This is a genomic window from Wolbachia endosymbiont (group A) of Philonthus cognatus (assembly GCF_947251755.1).
In the GTDB taxonomy this organism is placed as follows: domain Bacteria; phylum Pseudomonadota; class Alphaproteobacteria; order Rickettsiales; family Anaplasmataceae; genus Wolbachia; species Wolbachia pipientis.
Genome location: NZ_OX366388.1, coordinates 67,095 through 88,439 on the forward strand (window position 1 = coordinate 67,095; position 21,345 = coordinate 88,439).

Consider the following 21,345-nt stretch of genomic DNA (forward strand, 5'->3'; position numbering starts at 1 on the left):
CATATAACACTATGAGTTTACATGCTTTCCTAACTTTTTACCACCTAAAATATGCACGTGAAAGTGTGGTACAACCTGCTCTCCATTTTCACCGTAGTTAGTGACTAATCTATATCCTGTTTTTTCTAGATTATATTTGTGTGCTATCTCTCTTACAGTTTTGAAGAAATCCACTATTTCCTCTTCAGGAGCTTTTAGAATGAAGTCATCATATGAAATATATTGATTTTTTGGTATAACTAAAATATGAACTGGCGCGTCAGGGTACTTATCATGAAAAGCTAGTACATTTTCATTTTCATGTACCTTCTCACAAGGTAACTCACCTCTTAATATTTGAGCAAAGATGTTATCGCTATCATAAGCTTCATTGCTCATATTTTAAGAGCGACCTTTCCCTCTTTCTTCGTTTTTCTCTACATTAGGTGTAGATAGTGGTTTTATCGCTTCACCAGAAGCATCTTCAAGATTTAAAGAGCTTACAAGTTCCCTTACTTTTACCATGTCCTGCTGTTCTTTCAAAAAGGGTTCTATTCCACTTACCCTTTTTCCAGTAATAACTCCTGGTTGTAAGTGATACATATCCCCAGGAACAGTTAGACTATGATGTCTTTCCTCTATTTTTTTAGCTTCACTCATAATACTCCCCTATAACTTATTTTTGCATTCCACAACTTTGCGACTTACCTGCTTTTATAGCTTCTTGCGCCCATTTTTTCTCACCTGAAGCTATAGTTTCTGAAGGCTGACCAACATCAGACTTCACAACTTTGTCTGATGACTGCTTTTGATTATCATAATACAATTTTTCTGCAATACCATTCAGCAATTTTAAGTCTGTATGAATTTTAAATTCTCCACCGGTAATTTTTGCCAGCTTCTTAAGGTCTTCGTCAACTTTATTAGCAATTCCTTTAAGAACAAGCTCTTTTATTTCTTTCTCGCTCTTGCCTGTATTATCAGGATTAGTTTTAATAGTGTTAGCTATTTCCTCAACGTTAATTTCAATTACAATTTTATTTTCTTCTCTATGTATAGTGATGTTTGAATACTCACTTTTTAGTGCTTTTATTTTATTCAATTGTTCATCATTCAAATAAGGTATATCTCCCGTCAGAGTTCTTGACACTAAAAAACTTACCTTTCCTATCCCTTTCTTTTGCTCTGTTATTTGTACACCAAGATCCTTACTAGCCTGTGTGGTTTCTATAGGTGGATCATATTCCCTTTCTTCTTCAGGTACATCTATACCAACAGCTTCCTTTAACGAAACTGTGGCATCATGTTTCATTTCACCCATTGAAGCAAACGGCTTCTTTATAGGGTAAATAAGTGCTTTAGGCACAAGAGCAAGCACCCGACCTGTAGCCTTTACACCTCTACCTAGAAAACTTCCTACTTTAGCTAGTATAGAAGTAGATTCTTCATTTTGGTCGTTTTTTGGCATACATACCTCCAAGGTACTTTCTATAACTAAATACATTTTAATTATAGACGAAAAAATTTAAACTTCTATATCCATTATAAGATAGAATTATAGGGATTGCAACCATTATTTGTACATTGTCTAAAACATGTAGTATTTTCGCTACTTTTATTGTTCAATTTATTATAAAGAATACTCTAAATTATGTGTAAATGGAACACAAATAATATCATTGATGCAACTGGCGGAAGAGACGTAAATGGTTGTAATTGGATACATAGCTCAAATATTTCAACGGACACAAGAAGCATAAAAAAAGGTGATTTATTTATTGCACTCAAGGGAAAGAATTTTGATGGCCATAATTTTTTGCATGAAGCGTTTTTAAAAGGGGCTGTCGCTGCAATAGTGAGTGAGGGTAAATATAAAAGTTTCCCTCTCATTATTGTACAAGATACCCTGAAAGCTTTGCACGATATGGCATCATACTACATTAGAAATGTTCTTATTGATGCTAAAGTTATTGCAGTTACAGGCAGTGTCGGGAAAACCACTACAAAGGATATGCTGCATACTGTTTTATCGCAATATGGAGTGTCCCATGCAAACGAAGGTAACTTAAATAATAATATAGGGTTGCCTTTGACAATTCTAAAAGCTCCAAAAAACTGCCAGTACTTAATTCTTGAAATGGGAATGAATAAAGCTGGTGAAATAAAAGAATTATCAAAAGTTAGTAATCCGAATATTGCAGTTATTACCAACATCGAACCTGCACATACTGAAAATTTTTCATCACTATTTGACGTTGCACAAGCGAAGTTAGAAATTCTGTATGGTATGAAAAATAACGGTACTTTGGTTTTAAGCAGAGATAATAAATATTATGATTATCTCTCATCACACGCCAATAGAAATGTAATAAGCTTCGGTAAAGATAAAAATGCTGAAGTTTGTTTACTAAACTTAATAAGAAACGATGAACCTTCTGTCATTTCAGCACTATCTTCTGTCGTTCCAACACCCTCCTCTGTCATCCCAGTGCTTGACTACTTGGATCCAGAAAATTTAATTGCAAATGAGCATATCAGACGGTTGTATAATAAAGACTGGATTCCAGCGTCACGCGCTGGAATGACATCAAACCGAGTTGCTAATAGATTAAATTTAAAAATCAGGCTGAGTGATAATCAAATTATAAACTGTAATTTACGTGTACAAGGTGAGCATTTTGCTTATTCGCTACTTGCTGTTGCAGCAGTTGTGCAAAGCCTCGGACTTGATTTATCAAAATTACCACTTGCACTTAAGAATTTTGGTGTAGCGAAAGGTAGAGGCAATATTCATAAGGTCAAATACAATAGAAAATATATACATTTAATTGATGACTCCTATAACGCCAGCCCTGCTTCGATGAAAACTGCGATAAAAACTTTGAGTACATATTCTAATCAGAGAAAAGTAGCTTTGCTTGGTGATATGTTGGAACTTGGTGATGAAAGCATAGAGTTTCATACAGATTTGGTTAAGATTATCACAGGAAATAATATAGATAAAGTTTATACAGTTGGTAAATTTATGTTAGAATTGCATGAGCTTTTGCCAGATAATATAAGAGGCGCGCATTTTAATGATTCTAATCAATTGAAAAGTGATTTAGCTAACATTATTCAGAATAATGATGCAATTCTAGTTAAAGGCTCACGAGGAATGAAAATGGATCTTATTGTACGGGAATTCGTAATAAAATATTAAGCGAAATCATTGTATTAATTTACAGTAACAAATTATTAGGAACTTTAATTGTGACAAAACGTGTAATTATTTTTGGTGGAACGGGGTTTATAGGGAAACACATCGTAAGACGCTTGGCAGCAGAAGGATATTTAATAAAGATATTCACTCGTAATCAGGAAAAAGCTGCTTGTTTAAAATTGTGTGGCAATTTAGGACAAATATCAATATTTAAAGGCGATTTTTTTGATGAAAAATCAGTTCTGGATGGTATGGAAGAATGTGATGTAGCTATAAACTTAGTGGGAATATTATATGAAGCAAAAAAGCACGATTTTTACGCTGTTCACGTTAAAATAGCTGAAAGGATAGCAAAAGCTGCAAAAATGAAAAATGTACCTATGATGATACATTTTTCTGCTATGGGAATAGAAAATAGCAAGTTGTCAAAATATGCCAAAAGTAAATTGGAAGGTGAAAAAGCTGTAACTTCAGCATTTCAAAAAGCAATAATAATTAGGCCAAGCCTTGTATTTGGTAAAGAAGACAACTTCTTTAATAAATTTGCAAGATTAGCAACTATTCTTCCTTTCTTACCACTAATTGGCAATGGAACGACTAAATTTCAGCCCATATGTGTAACAGACTTAGCTGAAGTGGTATATCGTATTATCAGTTTTAATAAGCAAGACAAGAAAATTTATAACATGGGTGGACCAAAGGTTTACTCCTTCAAAAGCTTATTGAAGTTTATTCTGAATGTTACTAACAGAAAGTGTTTGTTGATCAATGTATCTTTTCCAATGGCAAAGTTAATAGCTTTCTTTTTAGAAAATAAAATTATTTCTATGCTGCTAAAACCAATAACCGGAGATACGAACCCTGTGCTTACTCAAGATCAGGTGAAAGTTATGATGAATAGTTCAATCGAAAAGTCAGTTGACCTTGAAACAATGAAGGTTCGACCATTAGCAATTGAAAATGTGGTGCCAGAGTACTTGAAGATTTATAGAAAGTATTGATAGAAGAGTGTGCCCGGTGGGATTCGAACCTACGACCCACAGCTTAGAAGGCTGTTGCTCTATCCAGCTGAGCTACGGGCACACAACATATATAAAATGCTTCTTAGTACAAGTGAAGTCAAGTACTTCGTGTGAATATGATGTTTATCTTGCGACACCTTGTCATTGCAGTTGTGTGTCGCGCGCTGCCAAAATTGGATGCAAGAAGTCTATTTATTTTAGAAAATATTATATAGAAACTTACTTAACAAACTCCGCCAGCGCCCTTATCATTGCACTAAGAGTATTTCTGACTCAAAACTTGTTTTTGATCCGCGCGGGCTCAACAACAAAATCCAGTAAAAAAACTCAGGTGTTTATTAGCGGATTATATAAAATTATAGCGGCTGCATGTCTTTTAAATTTTTTCTACATTCAGCCAAATCGCGCTTAAACTAAGCGTCAGCACATTATTACAGCGCCAATTTAAAGCATTAGAGAGTCAAAACTCGCACTACGGGGTTTCTTTGCCTTTTTTTTTATTTGGTAAGTTTCTTAAATATTTATGGATAAACGACAACCGTCATCCCGTTACTTGTTAGCGGATGAGATACCGTGACGGTATGACGGTTCGCGGCGGGATGACAAGAAAGGAGCAACAGAATGACAGAGAGTAATGCAAGAAAATAATTGGATTTTTTGTAATGCTACGGAGTCCAGTGTTTTCTACAAATTTTTACGTGATTTGTTAGCAAAATTGACAGTTGCTGAAATACTGGATAAAACGCTTGTATAGTGTTTAGTAGAGAAAAGTTATGAAATATGAACAGTGGATAAAAATATTAAGTGCAGTAAATGCTGATGGTGATTTAAATCAGGGTAACATAATCGAAAAGATAAAAGAGAGGTTACAGAGGATAGATTTAAGTACATTCCAGGATTGGAAAAATGATAGATTTAACATAAATTATAAATTCACCTTATATACAGGTTCTCTAATTGCATGAAAGTCAATAATAATTTTTTGTATCATGAAAAATATTTTTTGATGTAAAATTCAGCTCTAATACAATCTTTTATTTACTATCGTATTATCTTATTCAATCAAAAGGGGTTTTATTGGCAATTAAAACACTAGCACTAAATTTCTATTTAATCCCTTTTAAATTAATGTAGCCAATGAATATGTGAATAAGTACGCTACACACACTTAAAGTACTTATTCACATATTCATTAGGCTTATAAAAATTAAAGTGTCATACTTTCCCCATCACCCTAATATAAGTTAAAATAGTATGCTTCCATGGTTCTCTCCGCGGTCTAACATGGCCAAAATTTTAATTTGCCAAGCCGCACTATACTTGTTAGGCGGAAGTGGACGGCAACATGTCTTTCACGAAGTCTATGCTTCAACCTAAATTCTTGCTTATCCCTTCCATCGGCATTACTATCTTCACTTTCAGTAAAATTATTGTTTTATACTCCTTTAGTGTTTATTGATAACAAAATTCTGTTTTGTTAACCAACATCCTATGCATAATTACAGATAATTTTCTTGCTACAGCAATAATTGCTTTCTTCATACCCTTCTTTTTTGCAAGCTTTAATCCCCAGCTTCTTAATTTAAATGTCCTTTTACATTTTACCAGTAAGACTTGTGCAGCTTCATACAACATATTCCTACATTCCACTGGCCCCATTTTTGATATACTTCCGTGTCGATCAATCTCACCAGAAGCGTACTGTCTTGGGCTTAATCCCATATAGGCTCCAACCGTATAGGATGTTTCAAACCTATATGGATTATCTATTGCAGCTTTATATGTCATTGCTACTATAATACCAACTCCTGGAACAGTAGTTAATAATTTACAATCCTCATCTTTTTTACCTTGCTCTGAGAGCATTTTATCAAGTTTTCTTATCGATTCTTCTATTGTTTCTAAACTATGTACTAATGATTCAATTGAGTTTTTGCTAATTTCATCTAGATTGTTAATTGTTTCTTGCATTTTGAAAGCAAAGTTTGCAAAACTAAGACGTTGATTAACTTTTATCCCGTATATTTTCAGTAATCCTCTTATTGTTCCCGCAATTTGCTCTCTGCTACGTATTAATTGTCTTCTGCTTCCAAGCATTATTTTAACCTGACAAGCTTCGTCTGATTTTACTAATACCTCCTTAAATAGCCCAACTCTCATCATTTGTGCTATACCTCTTGCATCATTTTTATCATTCTTATTGATCCTTGCAGATAATGCTGCTGCCATATGTCTTGCATCTACACAAATTACTGGCAACCCAAGATTCTTCAACTCTTTACACATCGATATTGACAATTGCCCACTTTCTATTCCTATGGATTCGTATTCTCTGCTTTGAATAAGCAGAAACTCAGCTATTGCACTGCTCTCACTTGCAACAACTTCTTCTTTAACAATTTTTCCTTTCTCATCAACGATACTAATAAAAGTTTCTTTGAGTGAGACATCTAATCCACTATAATATTTCATGAGACTACTCCTACCGTAAAAGTTTAAATTATTTTTGAAGAACTCATTCTATTGAATTTGTTACCTCGCGCTAAAATAATGGAGTATGTCTCTCCATCATTCAATAGCAATTACAGTATGTCTTGCCTCTTTTAAACTTACATTGTTATATTTGACTACTAGGGATGGCTGCAAAAAGGTAGTAGAAGCTCTGATATCAAATGGAGCTGATGTTAATACGAAAGATATGAATGGACTGACCCCTTTATATTGGGCTGCCAAAATTGGTCACAAGGAGGTAGTAAATGCTCTAATAAAAGCGGGGGCGGGGGTTAATATTAATGCAAAAAGTAAGAAGGAACAAACTTCTTTGCATAGGGCTGCTGAAACAGGCCATACGGGTGCAATAAATGCTTTATTAGCAAAAGGGGCTGATATTGATGCAATAGATGATAATGGAGAAACTCCTTTACGTTTGGCTATTAAAAATGGCCATACAAAAGCAGTAAATGCTCTATTGGAGGCAGAAGAATTTAATATTAATACGAGTGATGGTTTATGGAATTATGGATGGGCTCTTTTACATTGGGTTATTGCAAATGACCATAAAAAGATAGTAGAAGTTCTAATAGCAAGTAAAGCTAGTGTTAATACGAAGAGTGAAAATGGATGGACTCCTTTACATTGGGCTGCTGAAAATGGTTATACAGATGCAATAAATGCTCTATTAGCAGCAGGGGCTGATGTTGATGTGAGAGATTGTTGGCTTTACGATACTCCTTTACATTTGGCTGCTGAAAATGGCCATACAGATGCAGTGAATGCTCTATTAGCAGCAGAGGCTGATGTTAATTTACAAAACGCAGATGGCAAAACTCCTTTGCATTTGGCTGTTGAAAAGAAACACAAAAGTGCAGCGGAGTTTCTGATAGCACATGAAATTAAGTTACAAGGTTCCAATGCACAAAAGCCAGAATATCTAGTACAACATAATTCTAATTTTACAAGGGAAATGTCAGAATATTGGAATAGGTGCCTAGGTGAATACGAAAAACTTGAGGAGGAAGATAAGTTACTACATGACTTTTTGAAGGAAAGTGACACTAGTACATTAGTAAGTATATGGGAAAAAAATGAAGATATATGCAGTAAGTTTGATAACCAAAAAAGCTTACAAAGGCAATATCCAGAATATGCTTATACTCTAATTAATAAAGCTAACGAAATAAAAAAAGAAATTTTTCTGCACAATCATGAGCCGCTAATTGATGCTTTATCAACGCATTATAGGCGTGATTTTCAAGCAATGATATTTGCTGGTATAGAAAACTTTTTTAAAGTTCACAAAGATGACTTTAGAAAAGAGTTAGGAAATGGAGGAATCACTCTAATTAACTTCGTAGATTTTGAAAATTTTGCAGAAAGGCATGCTCCTACATTGAAAGTAAGAGCGTTTGCAAAGGTTATAGAGAATAACCTATCAAGCGAGAGCCCTGATGATCAAAACATTGATCAAGCTTGTTCTTCTAGTGTTGATGAGCAAGTTCCTCAGCCTGTAAGTGAAATAACTGGCATTATTAAACACATAGGTGCAAGTAATAGTGAGGCTTCTTCAGAACTCGAAAGTAATGGTAATCAACAAAGTACACAACCAGAATTTTTAACAACCAACGGTAACTCTAGTAGCATAGCTTCTGAAGGTGGCAGTACTAAAATACTAGTTTCAGATCAAGAAAATGACATCCAGAACAATAATATACGACCAAGTCCACAAAATGAAAAGAGGAGCAAACTGCCTATTGTAACTGCCTCTGTACTGGCAGTGGCTGGAGTTGCTTTAGGAGTAGCTATTGCAGTTCACCTAGAAATGTTAGCGGTGGGAATAGCAGTTGGAGCTTGTTGTCTGGTTGCTGCTGCGATCATATACTATTGTAATGAGCCTTCAAAGTCGCTTGAAAATATCAACGTCCAAGGGTTTTCTAAAGAGGGTCAAGAACCTACTTTGTAAAATTCACAAGAACCATTAAAATATTTTTTTACTTTTCATTGTATATTTCTCAACATATTATCTTTAAGTACTAAAATAATTAACAATATGGCATTATTAATAGTTGAATCACCTGCGAAAGCAAAGACAATAGGTAAATATTTGAGTAAAGAGTTCAAAGTAGCTGCATCCTTTGGACATGTGAGAGATCTTCCAGCAAAAAACGGTTCTGTCGATCCAGATAATGATTTTGCTATAAAGTATGAAACCATTGAAAAAGCAGAAAAGTATATAAAAGAGTTAGTAAAAGCCGCAAGCAAAACATCAGATATATATCTTGCAACAGACCCAGACAGAGAAGGGGAAGCAATGGCTTGGCATGTGATAGAGACATTAAAAGAAAAGAAAGCAATCAGTAATGAAAACAACATTTATAGAGTAGTCTTTAATGAGATAACAAAAAGAGCAGTACAAGAAGCAATAAAGAATCCACGTGAAATAAATATGGATTTAGTGCGTGCACAACAAGCACGTAGAGCTTTGGATTATCTAGTTGGATTTAGCTTGTCACCACTGCTGTGGACAAAATTGTCGGGGAGCAAGTCTGCAGGGCGAGTGCAGTCTGTTGCATTAAAGATTATATGCGAACGAGAAGATGAAATTATTAAATTTATAACACAGGAGTATTGGAGCATAAAAGCAGAAATGCAAAATAGCAAAGATGAGGCTTTTTTTGCTATGCTAAGCCACTATGACAATAAAAAGCTAGAAAAATTTGATATTAAGAATGAAGAAGAAGCAAAGAACTTAGTCAGGGAGATTGAGTCAAGGCAGTATGCTGTAAGCACAGTAGAACGCAAGCAAGTTAAGAGAAACCCGCTTCCTCCATTTATTACTTCAAGTCTTCAGCAAGATGCAGTGAATAAACTGTATTTTAATGTGAAAAGTGTTATGCGCATAGCGCAAAATTTATATGAAGGTATCGATATTGGTGGTGAAACTGTAGGGTTGATAACTTACATGCGTACAGATGGGTTTCATATTGCAGATGAGGCTATAAACTCAATTAGAGGGTCAATTAAGTCATTATATGGTGATAAATATTTACCGCAGTCTCCTCGTAAATATGTAAAAAAGGTTAAAAATGCTCAAGAAGCACATGAAGCAATTCGTCCAACTGATATCAATAGAACACCGGGTAGTATTAAGGATTACTTAACGCCAGAGCAATTTAAATTGTATGATTTAATCTGGAAAAGGACCATTGCAAGTCAAATGGAGTCGGCGATTCTTGATCAAGTGGTAGTCGAAATTAGTTCTACTGACCAGAAAGTAATTCTGCGAGCAAGTGGATCAAGTATATTCTTTGATGGTTTTTATAGAGTCTATCAAGATAACATGGAAGCCGAAAATGAAGGCCTGCTACCTGCCATGAAGGAAGGGGAAGCATGCAAGCTGATTTCAGTTGAGCCAAAACAACATTTCACTCAACCGCCACCTCGTTATAGTGAAGCAAGTATCGTAAAAAAAATGGAAGAAATCGGTATAGGCCGCCCATCAACTTATGCAACAATTATTTCGGTATTACAAGATCGTGAGTACGTTTCATTGGATAACAAAAGATTTATTCCAAGCAGCCGCGGTAAAATCGTTACTATATTTTTAGAAACCTTTTTTCAGCGTTGTGTAGAGTATGATTTCACAGCACAAATGGAAGAAAAGCTTGATTTAATTTCAAATGGACATGCAGATTGGAAAAAAGAATTAGGCCACTTTTGGGTGCCATTTTTTGGTCATGTAAACTCTGTCAAGCAAATGACGCATGATGAAGTTTTTAGCGGCATTCACGATTTGGTAGTCGATTGGTTTTGTTCAGAAGAAGGAAGAAAAGAGGTGAATACGAAATGCCCTGACTGCTTAGGTGGCATATTGAAATTGAACTTTGGAAAAGCCGGGGTGTTCCTTGGATGTTCTAACTATCCTGAATGCAACCATACAAAAGAAATTACAGGTAGTAACGACAATTCAGAATATCCAAAAAGTTTAGGTGTAGATGATATAACAAACCAAGAAGTGATGATCAAAAAGGGTCCTTTTGGACTTTATCTGGAGTTTAATAACGAGTTAAAAAAGAAAAAAACGGTTTCCATACCAAAAGATATAAATGTTAATGAGATTGATCTGAGCACCGCTACTCAGTTACTTTCCTTGCCAAAAGTAATCGGAGAACACCCTGAAACCGGAAAGGAAGTAAAAATAGGCCTTGGGCGATTTGGGTACTATATTTTCTATGATGGTAGATACTTTTCTCTTAAGAAAAGCTCCAAAGAGGTGCTGAATACAGAATTGAGCGAAGCTGTACAAATTATTGCAAACAGTCCACGCAAAGAGTTAAAATCTCTCGGGGTTAATGAAAAGGGAAAAGAAGTTTTTATCTGCAACGGTAGGTACGGATTCTATATAAAATGCGGTAAAACAAACGTTGCTTTGGGCAAGAGTGCAGATATTGAGAGTATAGATCTGGAGAAGGCTTTAGAGTTGATTAAGGGTAAGAAATAGACTTTTATTGAAATATTAGGTAAAGTTAAAATATACTCTAATAATGCGGTGGGATAAATGATATTTTACACACAGGGCGACACTCCAGCTTTATGTAGGTTAGATTACACGGATGTAAGTAAGTTAGTAGGCATACCAAATATCACAAGACTTGATTTAACTGAGTGCAAGATTAGTGTTGAAATTGTAAAAGAATTAGCTGAGCTCAAAAATCTTACTTCACTTGATTTAGGTAAGTGCAAGATTAGTGTTGAAGTTGCAAGAGAATTAGCTAAGCTTATAAATCTTACTTCACTTGATTTAAGTGAGTGCAAGATTAGTGTTGAAGCTGCAGGAGAATCAGCTAAGTTCACAAATCTTACTTCACTTAATTTAGCTGGGCACAAGATTAGTGTTAAAGATGCAAAAGAATTAGCCAAACTTACAAATCTTACTTCACTTGATTTAGGTAAGTGCAAGATTAGTGTTGGAGTTGCAAAAGAATTAACCAAACTTACAAATCTTACTTCACTTCATTTAGCTGGGTGCGAGATTAGTGTTGAAATTGTACAAGAATTAGCTAAGCTCAAAAATCTTCCTTCACTTGATTTAGGTAAGTGCAAGATTAGTGTTGGAGTTGCAAAAGAATTAACCAAACTTACAAATCTTACTTCACTTCATTTAGCTGGGTGCAATATTGGTGTTGAAGTTGCAAAAGAATTAACCAAACTTACAAATCTTACTTCACTTCATTTAGCTGGGTGCAATATTGGTGTTGAAGTTGCAAAAGAATTAACCAAACTTACAAATCTTACTTTACTCAATTTAATTGGTTGCAAGATTAGCAATGAAGTTGCAAAAGAATTAGATAAACTCAAAAAAAATCTTCCTTCACTTAATATAATTGGTTACAAGATTAGCGGTAAAGGTGCAAACGTAAAATTGCAGGATGAGGTATCAAACTCGCAAGAAAAACTTAAGAGCAGTAGCAAATACTATATTTGTGGAGCAACAGTTGGTTTAGTTATTGGTCTAGTTGCAGCATATTGTTTAGGGGCTGCTGCTTTAACTCCTGTTGGTGTTTCTGTTGCAGCGTTTATTGCATCTGCTGTGGTTGGCGCGTTACTCGGAGCTGGGGTGGGTTATGCTGTGAGTACATATCTTGAAAGCACTGAATTAAACAATATGCAACCACGAAGGAGTTGTTGAAGATCCGTGTTAAATTCTAGTACAGGAGCTTTTTTCTAATGCTAAAGTTTACAGTTGAAACAAACCACTTGGCCACGTGGAACTGATTTCAGTTTATCAGTTGAAACTTGATTTGAGGTAACCGTTCACGCAATGGCGTCAACTTAAGAGCCTTCATTAGCAGACTCTCCTAAAGACATGATGGCGTTTAGGCTTATCAACTTTGTCCATTCACGGTATAAGAAAGTAGTTTACAAAAATTGCATAATTAGTATAAAAAACAATAAACTAGATAGATGAGGGGTTGATGATAGAGGTGCTACAAGAAAAGATTGTGGTATTGGAGTCAGAAGTTGGTACTCTGAAAGCAGAGAATGATAAGTTAAGGACAAAAATAATTGAGCTAGAGGATAAGCTGGGTTTAAATTCAAAAAATTCATCGCTGCCACCATCGCAAGATGTATATCGCAAAAAGACAAAAAAGAAGAGCGATAAAAAACCAGGCGGGCAGCCAGGACATGAAGCGCACAAGCGGGAATTGATGGTAGCAGATGAGGTGGTAAAATGTTCAATTGATACAATTTGCATGTGTGGAAGCCAAGTTATTTTAGAAGAAGAAACTGTGCATCAAAAGGTTGAATTGCCAAAAATTAAACCGATAGTGACTGAATATAGGCTACAAAAAGGCTACTGTAAGGCGTGTAAGAAAAGGATCTCAGCTAGTCTGCCTGAAGGTGTGACAAGGGATCTTTTAGGAGCTAATGCAAAAGCAGTAATTAGCAGTTTTAGTGGATTTTTTATCAATTCAAAAAGGGAAGTACAGCAAATTTTGAGCAGCATATTTAATCTGAATATAAGCCTAGGTTTGGTATCAAAGACCGAGGGTAGAGTATCAGAAAAATGTATATCTGAATACGAAAAAATAAGAGAAGAGCTACGGAAAAGCAAGTATTTACATATAGATGAAACAAGCCATAGGAACCAGGGAAAGAAAGGTTGGAGTTGGGTAGTAACGAATAAAACAGCAACACTTATGAAGTTAGTTGGATCTCGCGGAAAGAAGATATTAAAAGGGCTATTGCCAGAGTATGATGGAATAGTTATAAGCGATAGGTATGCTGCGTATAATTACTTTAATCGTGAAAACAGACAGATATGCTGGGCCCATTTAGCAAGGGACTTTGAAAGGTTTTTTTACAGTAAAAATGTTGAAGTGAGCAGAATTGGCGCAGCATTAAAATCGCTGAGCAACAGGGTATTTGTGGTAGATAGAGCACGTAAACAAAACCTGATAGACAATTTAAGATTTTTCCGGTTAATGAGGAAGATTCGAAAAAGGGTGAAACATTTTTTGCGAGAGATAACAAGGGTTGCAAAAGGAACTCAGGCCTCGAGAATGGCTGCCAATATACTACGTTCTGAAGATATGATGTGGAGATTCGTGCGCAATCCTGATCTGATCGAGACAACCAATAACCTTGCAGAACGTCAGGCTAGACGGTACGTCATTTATCGTAAAAATAGTTTTTTCACTTGGTCAGAACGTGGAGAAAAGTTCATTGAAAGAATGCTTTCGATATTTTTGACTGCACGTTTGAATGATCAGAATCCTGTCCAGAAACTACAGAATTTAGTCGCTATTCCTGCCTAATTGGGAATATTCCGTGAACGGTTACGATTTGAGCAGAATATGTATTTTATTGTGTTGCTTGGAGTAAGTGAGTTATCAACAGCAATTCTATCATCAAAAACAAAACATTCTCCTTTCCAATTACCATTTTTATTATAAGTTTTTTCAAGGTAAGAAAGAATGCCGCCTTTAAGATGGTAAACATCACTAAATCCAAGGCTTTTCATATATGCTGTAGATTTTTCGCATCTAATCCCACCAGTGCAGTACATAGCCACTTTCAGGTCTTTACTCTCAGAAAATGACTCTGTCCACTGAGGAAACTCACGGAAACATTGTGTGTGTGGATTAATTGCATTCTTAAACTTGCCTAATTTCACTTCATACTCATTTCGTGTATCTATTACTAAAACGTCAGGTTGAGAAGTAAAATCATCCCAATGCTCTGGATCAACATATTTACCCTTAAGGGAAATATCAAGATTGCCTACACCAAGATTCACAATCTCTCTTTTTAATTTTACCTTCATCTTGCTAAATGGTTGATATTCTGCTGCACTCTCTTTCCATGTAAGGTCCCTTAGCCTATAATCAGAACGTAGAAAATCGAATATTTTATCAATCGCGTTTCTTTCACCAGATACGGTTGCATTAATACCCTCTTCTGCAAGGAGTATAGTACCCTTTAATTCAATGTTGTCGCATGCAGTTTTTATTTCGTCTTTCATGTCATAATAATTAGAGAGTTCTACAAAGTGATAGAAAGTTGCAATGACGAAGCTCATGATTATTCACTTATCAACTAAAAACATGATATACAAAATTATAAAGATATTCAATAGTACGGCTGTTAATTACTGGATATCTTTAGTTTTTACATATAACATTTTAATATCAAATATAGATCCAAATTAATGTTTTTGAGAGTATTTAAAAATATATTCTTATTTTCAGTAAGTATATTATTCGTCTGTCCTATACTATCGTTAATATCGATTCTATTTACAGAATCAGCAAATTCTGGATGGGTAATCAGCACACTTTTCCCTGAATATATACTGAATACGTTAATTTTGATGATAGGAGTGGGGGGAATATCCTTTATATTTGGAGTAATTCCAGCTTGGCTTACCACATTTTTTTCATTTCCTGGAAGTAAAATTTTTGAGATTGCTTTGTTCTTTCCAATATCGATTCCTGGATATATAGTAGCGTTCGTCTATGTAAATACACTAGAGTTTTCAGGTCCGGTGCAGAGCTCATTAAGAGACATTTTAGAGTGGAGCAAAGGTGACTATTGGTTTCCTGAAATAAAATCCCTAGGTGGTGGAATATTAGTAATGGGATTCAGCCTATATCCATACGTTTATATGTTAGTCCGCTCAAGTCTAAAGAATGTTAGTAACTCAGTCACTATTGCGTCAACACTTGGGTTCTCCTCATTGAAGAGCCTGTTTTCTGTCATCATACCCTCCATACGCCCATCAATTATAGCTGGGTTGTCTTTGGTACTAATGGAAGTAATTACAGATTTCGGCACACCACAGTTTCTTGCTATCGATACTTTTACGACAGGAATATATCGCACCTGGTTTTTACTGCATGACAAATATTCAACTACTGTTTTAGCAGTTGCAGAGTTGATTTTCGTTGCAACACTAATAGCTATCGAAAAAAAACTACAAAAAAAAGGAATATCCTACTCTTCAATCAATACCAATTCAGATTATCACAACAAACGGAGTATAAGTGGCGCTATACCGTTGATCTTTGCTTATCTTATGTGTGTATTGCCGATATTAATAGGTTTTATTTTGCCAATGATTCCGCTCATATATTGGAGCATAGAGAAGGGGTTTTTCATATACGAAGCAAGATTCTATAACATAATAGCAAATAGCATTAGTTTATCATTTATCACCGCATTAATCTCAATTAGCATTGCAATAATGATTGGATATACGGCGCGTAAAAATAAGGTAATCAACAATATAGCGCGTCTCATTTCTTTAGGCTACGCAATTCCAAATGCAATTATCGCAATTAGTATAATAATATTTTTAAGCAGAATATCCTCTTTCATTACTCAATATGTTGTGGAAATTAGCTTAGTAGGAACTATTGGCGCATTAGTTTACTCATATTTATTCCGTTTTTTTGCTATATCTTTCAAGGCGGTAGAGTCAGGGCTCAAAAAAACACCAAATGAAATTGAGTGGACTGCATATACTATGGGTCATGGACCTATTTCCACATGTTTGAATGTTCATATCCCTCTCATCAAGAAGAGTATATTATCGGGATTTTTGCTCGTATTTATGGATACTATCAAAGAGCTCACAGCAACACTTATTATAAGACCATTTAATTTTGAAACTATATCAACTAGAATATATGAACTTGTAAGCGATGAGCGCTATAGAGAAGCTGCCCCATTTTCGTTAATAATAGTTATAATAGGCTTAATCTCTACAATAACCTTATTTACACTTGATGATAAGGATAAAAAATAAACGTAACTGTTCACAGATTTCCACTTAATTCTTCAATCTCACTAATAGAAAGGCCAGTAAACTTAACAATAGTGTTGACATCAACATTATTAGCCAGCATTGCTTTTGCGACTTCAATTTTCCCTTCAATTTTCCCTTCAATTTTCCCTTCAATTTTCCCTTTCTCTATACCTTTTTGTATACCTTTCTCTTCAGCAAGATCAAGTCTGTATTCAAGAATAGCTTCTTCTTTGCGTAGATCCATTATCCTTTCTTCATAGGCTACTAAATCTTTTTCGTTCCAACGAAACTTGTCTAATTCATCATATGCTAGCTTTATTATTGGCGCTTTTTCTGCTATCTCTTTTAAGTCCTCTTCTGTTGTTTCTTCTGCGTATTTAAAAAAGAAACACCACCTTTCTACTATACTTTCTAACTGCTCTACTTTATTTTTTGCGAATTTAGGCAACTCAATAAAGACAAACTGAAAATCTTTTAAGTAATGGCCGTTAGTTTTTATATCACGTATATTGTGAGTAGAAATATAATCAACTTCTTCAGGAAGTAAGTTACAATTTGATATAGCAATAAAGAAGACTTTCTTTAAATCAATGTAGTTGCCAGATTTATCTAATTGTCTTGAGTAGGCTTTAGCGGCATATAATTGAGCGCGTTTTTCGAAGCCCTTGTCTCTAGCGAGCTGCATTTCTGCTATATATCTATTTCCGTGAGAATCCTTGCAGAGAACATCAACAATACTTTGTTTATCAGAGGCAACTTCGGGATCCATAATAGTGCTAAGAAACTCAACTTCTTGTATTGCATTTATCTCAGTAAACCCTAAAATATCGTTCAAAAAGTGGATCAGGATATTCTTATTTTTTTCCGTTCCAAAGATTTTTTTGAAACACAAATCATTGCGAGGATCGAGAAATTTTGAAAGAGCCATGGCAAAAATGCTTGAAAATATTAATAATTATACACTATTATTAACAATTATTCAACCATATTTTTGAAGATAGCTAGTTTCTGTATTTATTTTAAATTGAAGAAAGCTCAAATGAAAGATCGTGCTTTGCTAAAAATCACAGAATGCAGTCTGGTTACAAATAAACTATTTTGACAGTTAATGGGGTCTAGTTTTGATGTATGGACTATCCAAAGAAAAGGGTGGTATCATAACTTCAAAAACTTTTATGCTTTCTTCATTCAGAAATTCATACTTACCCTGCATTATTCCTGACGGTACATTTAAGTATGTTCCACTTGTGTATTTAAATACCTCTCCAGATTTTATCACAGGCTGTTCTCCGATAACACCAACTCCGGCAATTTCATTTACTTTGCCCTTATAATCTATTATTTGCCAATGACGACTTAACAATTGAATAGTTGATTGGCTTTTGTTTTTTATCTTAACGTTATACATCCATACATAGCAATTTTCATAAGGAATGGATTGCTCTTCAATGTAAATTGGTAAAACTGTAACTTCAACAAAGTTGGTAGTCAATGTGTATTCTAGAATCATTATAGAATATTCATGATAAAAAGATAATATTCTAATTATATGCTTTTTTCATAGATTTTTCAAGTATACTTTAATTAGGAAATATCAATTTATAGTATGAACGAACCAGATGCGCTTAGCAAAAAAGTAATAGGAATAATAGGTGGTGGACAATTAGGTAAAATGACTGCTATCGCTGCAACAAAACTTGGACAAAAAACACATGTTTTTGCCAGTGCTAAAGACGATCCGGCTTGCTCTGTTGCTGATGATTTCACAATAGCAGATTTCTCTGATAAGAAAGCTCTTGAATCTTTTGCACAGAGTGTGGATTTAGTTACTATTGAGTCTGAAAATATTCCATGTAGTGCAATTGATATCGATGTAAATTTTTATCCGGGTAAAAAAGCGTTACACATTTCGCAGAACAGACTGAGAGAAAAGGATTTTATTAAAAACTTGGGTATAAAAACTGCTAACTATAAGAGTATACAAAATTATAATGAGCTACTGAAAAGCAGTAGAGCTTTTGGCTATCCAATAAGGCTGAAAACAACAGAAATGGGTTACGATGGAAAAGGACAATATGTGCTTGAGAATGATTCTGAAGTGAAGCAATTTGCTTCCTTTGATTGGAATACAGAGTACATTCTTGAAGCAAGTGTTGATTTACTGAAAGAGGTTTCAATAGTCGTTGCAAGAGATAAAAACTGTAAAGTAGCTTTTTTTCCTATAGCAGAAAATTACCACGTTGATGGAATACTTGATACTTCAACAGTGCCAGCTAAAATAGATAGCAAATTAACTCAAGAGGTACAACGAGCTGCAAAGAAAATAGCAAATGCGCTTGATGTAATAGGAATTCTGGCTATTGAATTTTTTGTTACTAAAGATAACGAATTGTTAGTTAATGAACTAGCTCCCAGACCTCACAATTCTTGCCACTGGAGCTTGGATGCATGTAACGTTAGTCAATTTGAACAGCTAGTTAGGATAATATGCGGGTTACCTATGCAGGAAGTAGTATTACGCTTTCCTTGTATGACGAAAAATATAATAGGTAATGATATATATGATTCTCATAAGTATTTGAGCAACGAAAAAGCTAGTTTAACCATATATGGGAAAAAAGAGGTTAGGGATAAGCGTAAAATGGGACATGTCAATATAGATTTAAGTTAACAGTTTTTCTACGTCATACCGCCACAACTGTACGAACATTGTGATATGATGAGATGTTACATAGTAAACGGTGTCATTCTAGCACCTCTTTTCCCGTCATCCCGCTGCTTGTTAGCGGGATCTCATTTCACTTTGTGAAGGTGTCATCCGAGTAGCCTGACTACTTGGATCCAGGAATTTTATTAAGTTGGTAAGCATAAAAGTGGCTGATCTTATGTTAAAACACAACGTTCTTGATGAGATTACAGCAAGGCTGGGTTCCAGCGTCAGCTACTTGAATGACAGCAGTCCTACGTCATGCCGCCGCGGTATCTCTAGATCCCGCTAACAAGTAGCGGGATGACGATTGTCGTTTAGCCATAAATATTAAGAAATTTACCAAATAAAAAAAAAGGCAAAAGAAGCCCCGTGGTGGTTGGCTATTTACTATGTACTAAAATATCGGCGTTTTTTTTATTCTAAAACGCTTGATTAAGAGCGATTTAGCTGCTTTTAACTTGCAACTAACCTACACCGCAAGTGTTTAAGAAATTTACTAAGCAGGAAAAAAGGCAAAGAAACCCCGTAGTAGCTAGCATTCAAATTCTCCCTTGTCAATTTGACGTTTTTTGCTGTCTTAAACGCTTTGTAAGCGCGTTTCGGCTTATATAGGTAAAAACCTAAAAATTTTTAAAGACATGCGATGCACGTAGTGCGAAAAATTAAACATGAGACGCCAAATACCCTAAGTTTTTTGTCATTAACCTGCACAGATTGCGAAGATAAATAAATAGCTTCAGTTTCATGATAAGGGGACTGGCGAAGGGTGTCAAGTAAGTTTTTTCGTTTCTATTCCCAATAAAAGTTTGTATGCAATAACACAGAAGCATGCACTGCTATTCCTTCATTTCTTCCAATATAACCTAATTTCTCTGCAGTGGTTGCTTTGATATTTACAAATTCATCATCAATTTCTAATGCTTTTGATATGAATTTCTTCATTTCTACTTTGTAAGGCGATATTTTAGGCTCTTCACAAACTATAGTAATATCTAAATTAGACACGCTGTACCCTTTTTCTTTTGCTTTTTTAGCAGCAAAGTCAAGAAAGTGAGATGAATTGCAATCTTTCCATTCAGAGGAACTAGGAGGAAAGTGCTCTCCTATGTCGCCACATCCCAGTGCTCCGAGTATTGCATCAACGATTGCATGTATTGCAACATCACCATCAGAGTGCGCTTCTATTGCCATGTTGTGTTCAATTTTCACACCGCAAATTTTTATAAAGCTTTCAGCACCATTTTGAACTTTAATGAACTTATGTATATCATAACCGGCTCCGACACGAAATTTTGGCTCTTCAAAAAGAAGCTTTGCCATATTGATATCCTCTTTTGTGGTTAACTTAAAATTGCTTTTCTCACCTTTAATAATCGCAACATGTTTTTTGTGCTCTACCATTAGTGATGAATCGTCAGTAAATTCTTTGACTGATTGATGGCATGATAATAATTCTTTGAAATTAAAAATTTGAGGGGTTTGTATGGCTCTGAGCTTTCCTCTTGAAATCGTAGATTCAATAAAACTATTACTCACCAATGACATAGTGTCTTCAACTTCTATTGCTGGAACTACTCCTGTATATTGATCATTAATCATAGATTCAACCAAGTTATCTATCAGAACATCTGACACAAAAGGCCTACAAGCATCGTGTATAACTACAAAATCTGGGTTAACTTTTTGTAAGCTTTCAAGCCCTAGTTTAACTGAACTTTGCCTGTTTTCTCCTCCGTATACAGGGCTTAGTAATTTAGTGTCTGTAATTAGTGATATAGCTTTCTCATAGAAACTTTCATGGTCTCTATTAATTGCTATTCTTATGTAATCTATATATTGGTTAGCCAGAAATCTTTTAATTGTATGAAATAAAACAGATTTACCTGCCAGTTTTATATATTGCTTAGGAATCGTAGAATTGCATCTACTGCCTACTCCCGCTGCAACTATTAATGCTGCTATTTTGTATTTCTTAGCGCACATATTTCTTTTTGTAGAAGCTTTCCTCTCTATCCAAGATTCTTTCCGAAAAATAAAATTTCTGACATCATATAAAAGTTACTTCCCCTATTAACTAGCATAATTATAATAGCAAAAGAGATATTTAGAGAGCTCAAAATCTATC

The 21,345-nt window shown here is 34.9% G+C and carries 17 protein-coding genes and 1 tRNA gene; 9 read left to right on the top strand and 9 right to left on the bottom strand.

Translation table 11 applies throughout. The features are described from left to right. Nucleotides 1-9 precede the first annotated feature (9 nt). The 3 genes from OPR21_RS00380 to OPR21_RS00390 are packed head-to-tail and all read right to left on the bottom strand — an operon-like array spanning nucleotide 10 to nucleotide 1,447. Nucleotides 10-378, bottom strand: coding sequence for an HIT domain-containing protein (locus tag OPR21_RS00380; RefSeq protein ID WP_006279578.1), 369 nt, complete (start codon nucleotides 376-378; stop codon nucleotides 10-12). Between the two features lie 3 nt (nucleotides 379-381). After that, on the bottom strand, nucleotides 382-639 hold the full coding sequence (locus OPR21_RS00385; protein ID WP_006279579.1) for a hypothetical protein: 258 nt from the start codon (nucleotides 637-639) through the stop codon (nucleotides 382-384). 16 nt (nucleotides 640-655) lie between these two features. Then, nucleotides 656-1,447, bottom strand: a complete 792-nt coding sequence (locus OPR21_RS00390) for a hypothetical protein (RefSeq protein ID WP_265029978.1) — start codon at nucleotides 1,445-1,447, stop codon at nucleotides 656-658. A 183-nt stretch (nucleotides 1,448-1,630) separates the two neighbouring features. Between OPR21_RS00390 and OPR21_RS00395 the strand changes: the two genes are divergently transcribed. After that, the gene (locus OPR21_RS00395) at nucleotides 1,631-3,181 is read left to right on the top strand and encodes a UDP-N-acetylmuramoyl-tripeptide--D-alanyl-D-alanine ligase (protein WP_265029979.1); all 1,551 of its coding nucleotides are present in this window, start codon (nucleotides 1,631-1,633) and stop codon (nucleotides 3,179-3,181) included. A 50-nt stretch (nucleotides 3,182-3,231) separates the two neighbouring features. Next, a complete protein-coding gene (locus tag OPR21_RS00400; RefSeq protein ID WP_265029980.1) occupies nucleotides 3,232-4,182 on the top strand; it encodes a complex I NDUFA9 subunit family protein in 951 nt (316 codons plus the stop codon). An 8-nt stretch (nucleotides 4,183-4,190) separates the two neighbouring features. Here the strand turns inward: OPR21_RS00400 and OPR21_RS00405 are convergent. Beyond that, nucleotides 4,191-4,264, bottom strand: a tRNA-Arg gene (locus OPR21_RS00405). 712 nt (nucleotides 4,265-4,976) lie between these two features. Here OPR21_RS00405 and OPR21_RS00410 point away from each other — a divergent pair. Then, complete coding sequence (locus OPR21_RS00410; RefSeq protein ID WP_265029981.1) at nucleotides 4,977-5,168, top strand: hypothetical protein; 192 nt, start codon at nucleotides 4,977-4,979, stop codon at nucleotides 5,166-5,168. Between the two features lie 487 nt (nucleotides 5,169-5,655). On the opposite strand, the gene OPR21_RS00415 is transcribed toward OPR21_RS00410, so the two are convergent. Beyond that, nucleotides 5,656-6,675: an IS110 family RNA-guided transposase gene (locus OPR21_RS00415; protein ID WP_265029982.1), complete on the bottom strand. Its 1,020-nt coding sequence runs from the start codon at nucleotides 6,673-6,675 to the stop codon at nucleotides 5,656-5,658. Between the two features lie 85 nt (nucleotides 6,676-6,760). On the opposite strand from OPR21_RS00415, the gene OPR21_RS00420 reads away from it, so the two are divergent. The 4 genes from OPR21_RS00420 (at nucleotide 6,761) to tnpC (ending at nucleotide 14,018) form a co-directional block, all read left to right on the top strand. After that, nucleotides 6,761-8,662, top strand: coding sequence for an ankyrin repeat domain-containing protein (locus tag OPR21_RS00420; RefSeq protein WP_265029983.1), 1,902 nt, complete (start codon nucleotides 6,761-6,763; stop codon nucleotides 8,660-8,662). Between the two features lie 87 nt (nucleotides 8,663-8,749). Then, a complete protein-coding gene (gene topA, locus OPR21_RS00425) occupies nucleotides 8,750-11,200 on the top strand; it encodes a type I DNA topoisomerase (protein ID WP_265029984.1) in 2,451 nt (816 codons plus the stop codon). Nucleotides 11,201-11,257: 57 nt separating this feature from the next. Then, complete coding sequence (locus tag OPR21_RS00430; RefSeq protein WP_265029985.1) at nucleotides 11,258-12,388, top strand: leucine-rich repeat domain-containing protein; 1,131 nt, start codon at nucleotides 11,258-11,260, stop codon at nucleotides 12,386-12,388. A 286-nt stretch (nucleotides 12,389-12,674) separates the two neighbouring features. Then, on the top strand, nucleotides 12,675-14,018 hold the full coding sequence (gene tnpC, locus OPR21_RS00435) for an IS66 family transposase (RefSeq protein WP_265022247.1): 1,344 nt from the start codon (nucleotides 12,675-12,677) through the stop codon (nucleotides 14,016-14,018). Here tnpC and trhO read toward each other — a convergent pair. Continuing rightward, nucleotides 14,015-14,782: an oxygen-dependent tRNA uridine(34) hydroxylase TrhO gene (gene trhO / locus OPR21_RS00440; protein ID WP_265029986.1), complete on the bottom strand. Its 768-nt coding sequence runs from the start codon at nucleotides 14,780-14,782 to the stop codon at nucleotides 14,015-14,017. The genes tnpC and trhO overlap by 4 nt on opposite strands. Nucleotides 14,783-14,911: 129 nt before the next feature. Here trhO and OPR21_RS00445 point away from each other — a divergent pair, with 129 nt between their 5' ends. Next, a complete protein-coding gene (locus tag OPR21_RS00445) occupies nucleotides 14,912-16,510 on the top strand; it encodes an ABC transporter permease (RefSeq protein WP_236514351.1) in 1,599 nt (532 codons plus the stop codon). 10 nt (nucleotides 16,511-16,520) lie between these two features. Here OPR21_RS00445 and OPR21_RS00450 read toward each other — a convergent pair whose 3' ends face one another. Both OPR21_RS00450 and apaG read right to left on the bottom strand, forming a co-directional pair. After that, nucleotides 16,521-17,438, bottom strand: a complete 918-nt coding sequence (locus tag OPR21_RS00450) for an Rpn family recombination-promoting nuclease/putative transposase (RefSeq protein ID WP_264719029.1) — start codon at nucleotides 17,436-17,438, stop codon at nucleotides 16,521-16,523. A 177-nt stretch (nucleotides 17,439-17,615) separates the two neighbouring features. Beyond that, nucleotides 17,616-18,017, bottom strand: coding sequence for a Co2+/Mg2+ efflux protein ApaG (gene apaG, locus OPR21_RS00455; protein ID WP_179951370.1), 402 nt, complete (start codon nucleotides 18,015-18,017; stop codon nucleotides 17,616-17,618). Nucleotides 18,018-18,116: 99 nt separating this feature from the next. Between apaG and OPR21_RS00460 the strand changes: the two genes are divergently transcribed. Next, entirely contained in the window at nucleotides 18,117-19,181 is a 1,065-nt protein-coding gene (locus OPR21_RS00460) for a 5-(carboxyamino)imidazole ribonucleotide synthase (RefSeq protein WP_006279559.1), read from the top strand. 828 nt (nucleotides 19,182-20,009) lie between these two features. Here OPR21_RS00460 and OPR21_RS00465 read toward each other — a convergent pair. Further along, complete coding sequence (locus OPR21_RS00465; protein WP_077188604.1) at nucleotides 20,010-21,203, bottom strand: bifunctional 2-C-methyl-D-erythritol 4-phosphate cytidylyltransferase/2-C-methyl-D-erythritol 2,4-cyclodiphosphate synthase; 1,194 nt, start codon at nucleotides 21,201-21,203, stop codon at nucleotides 20,010-20,012. Between the last annotated feature and the right edge of the window lie 142 nt (nucleotides 21,204-21,345).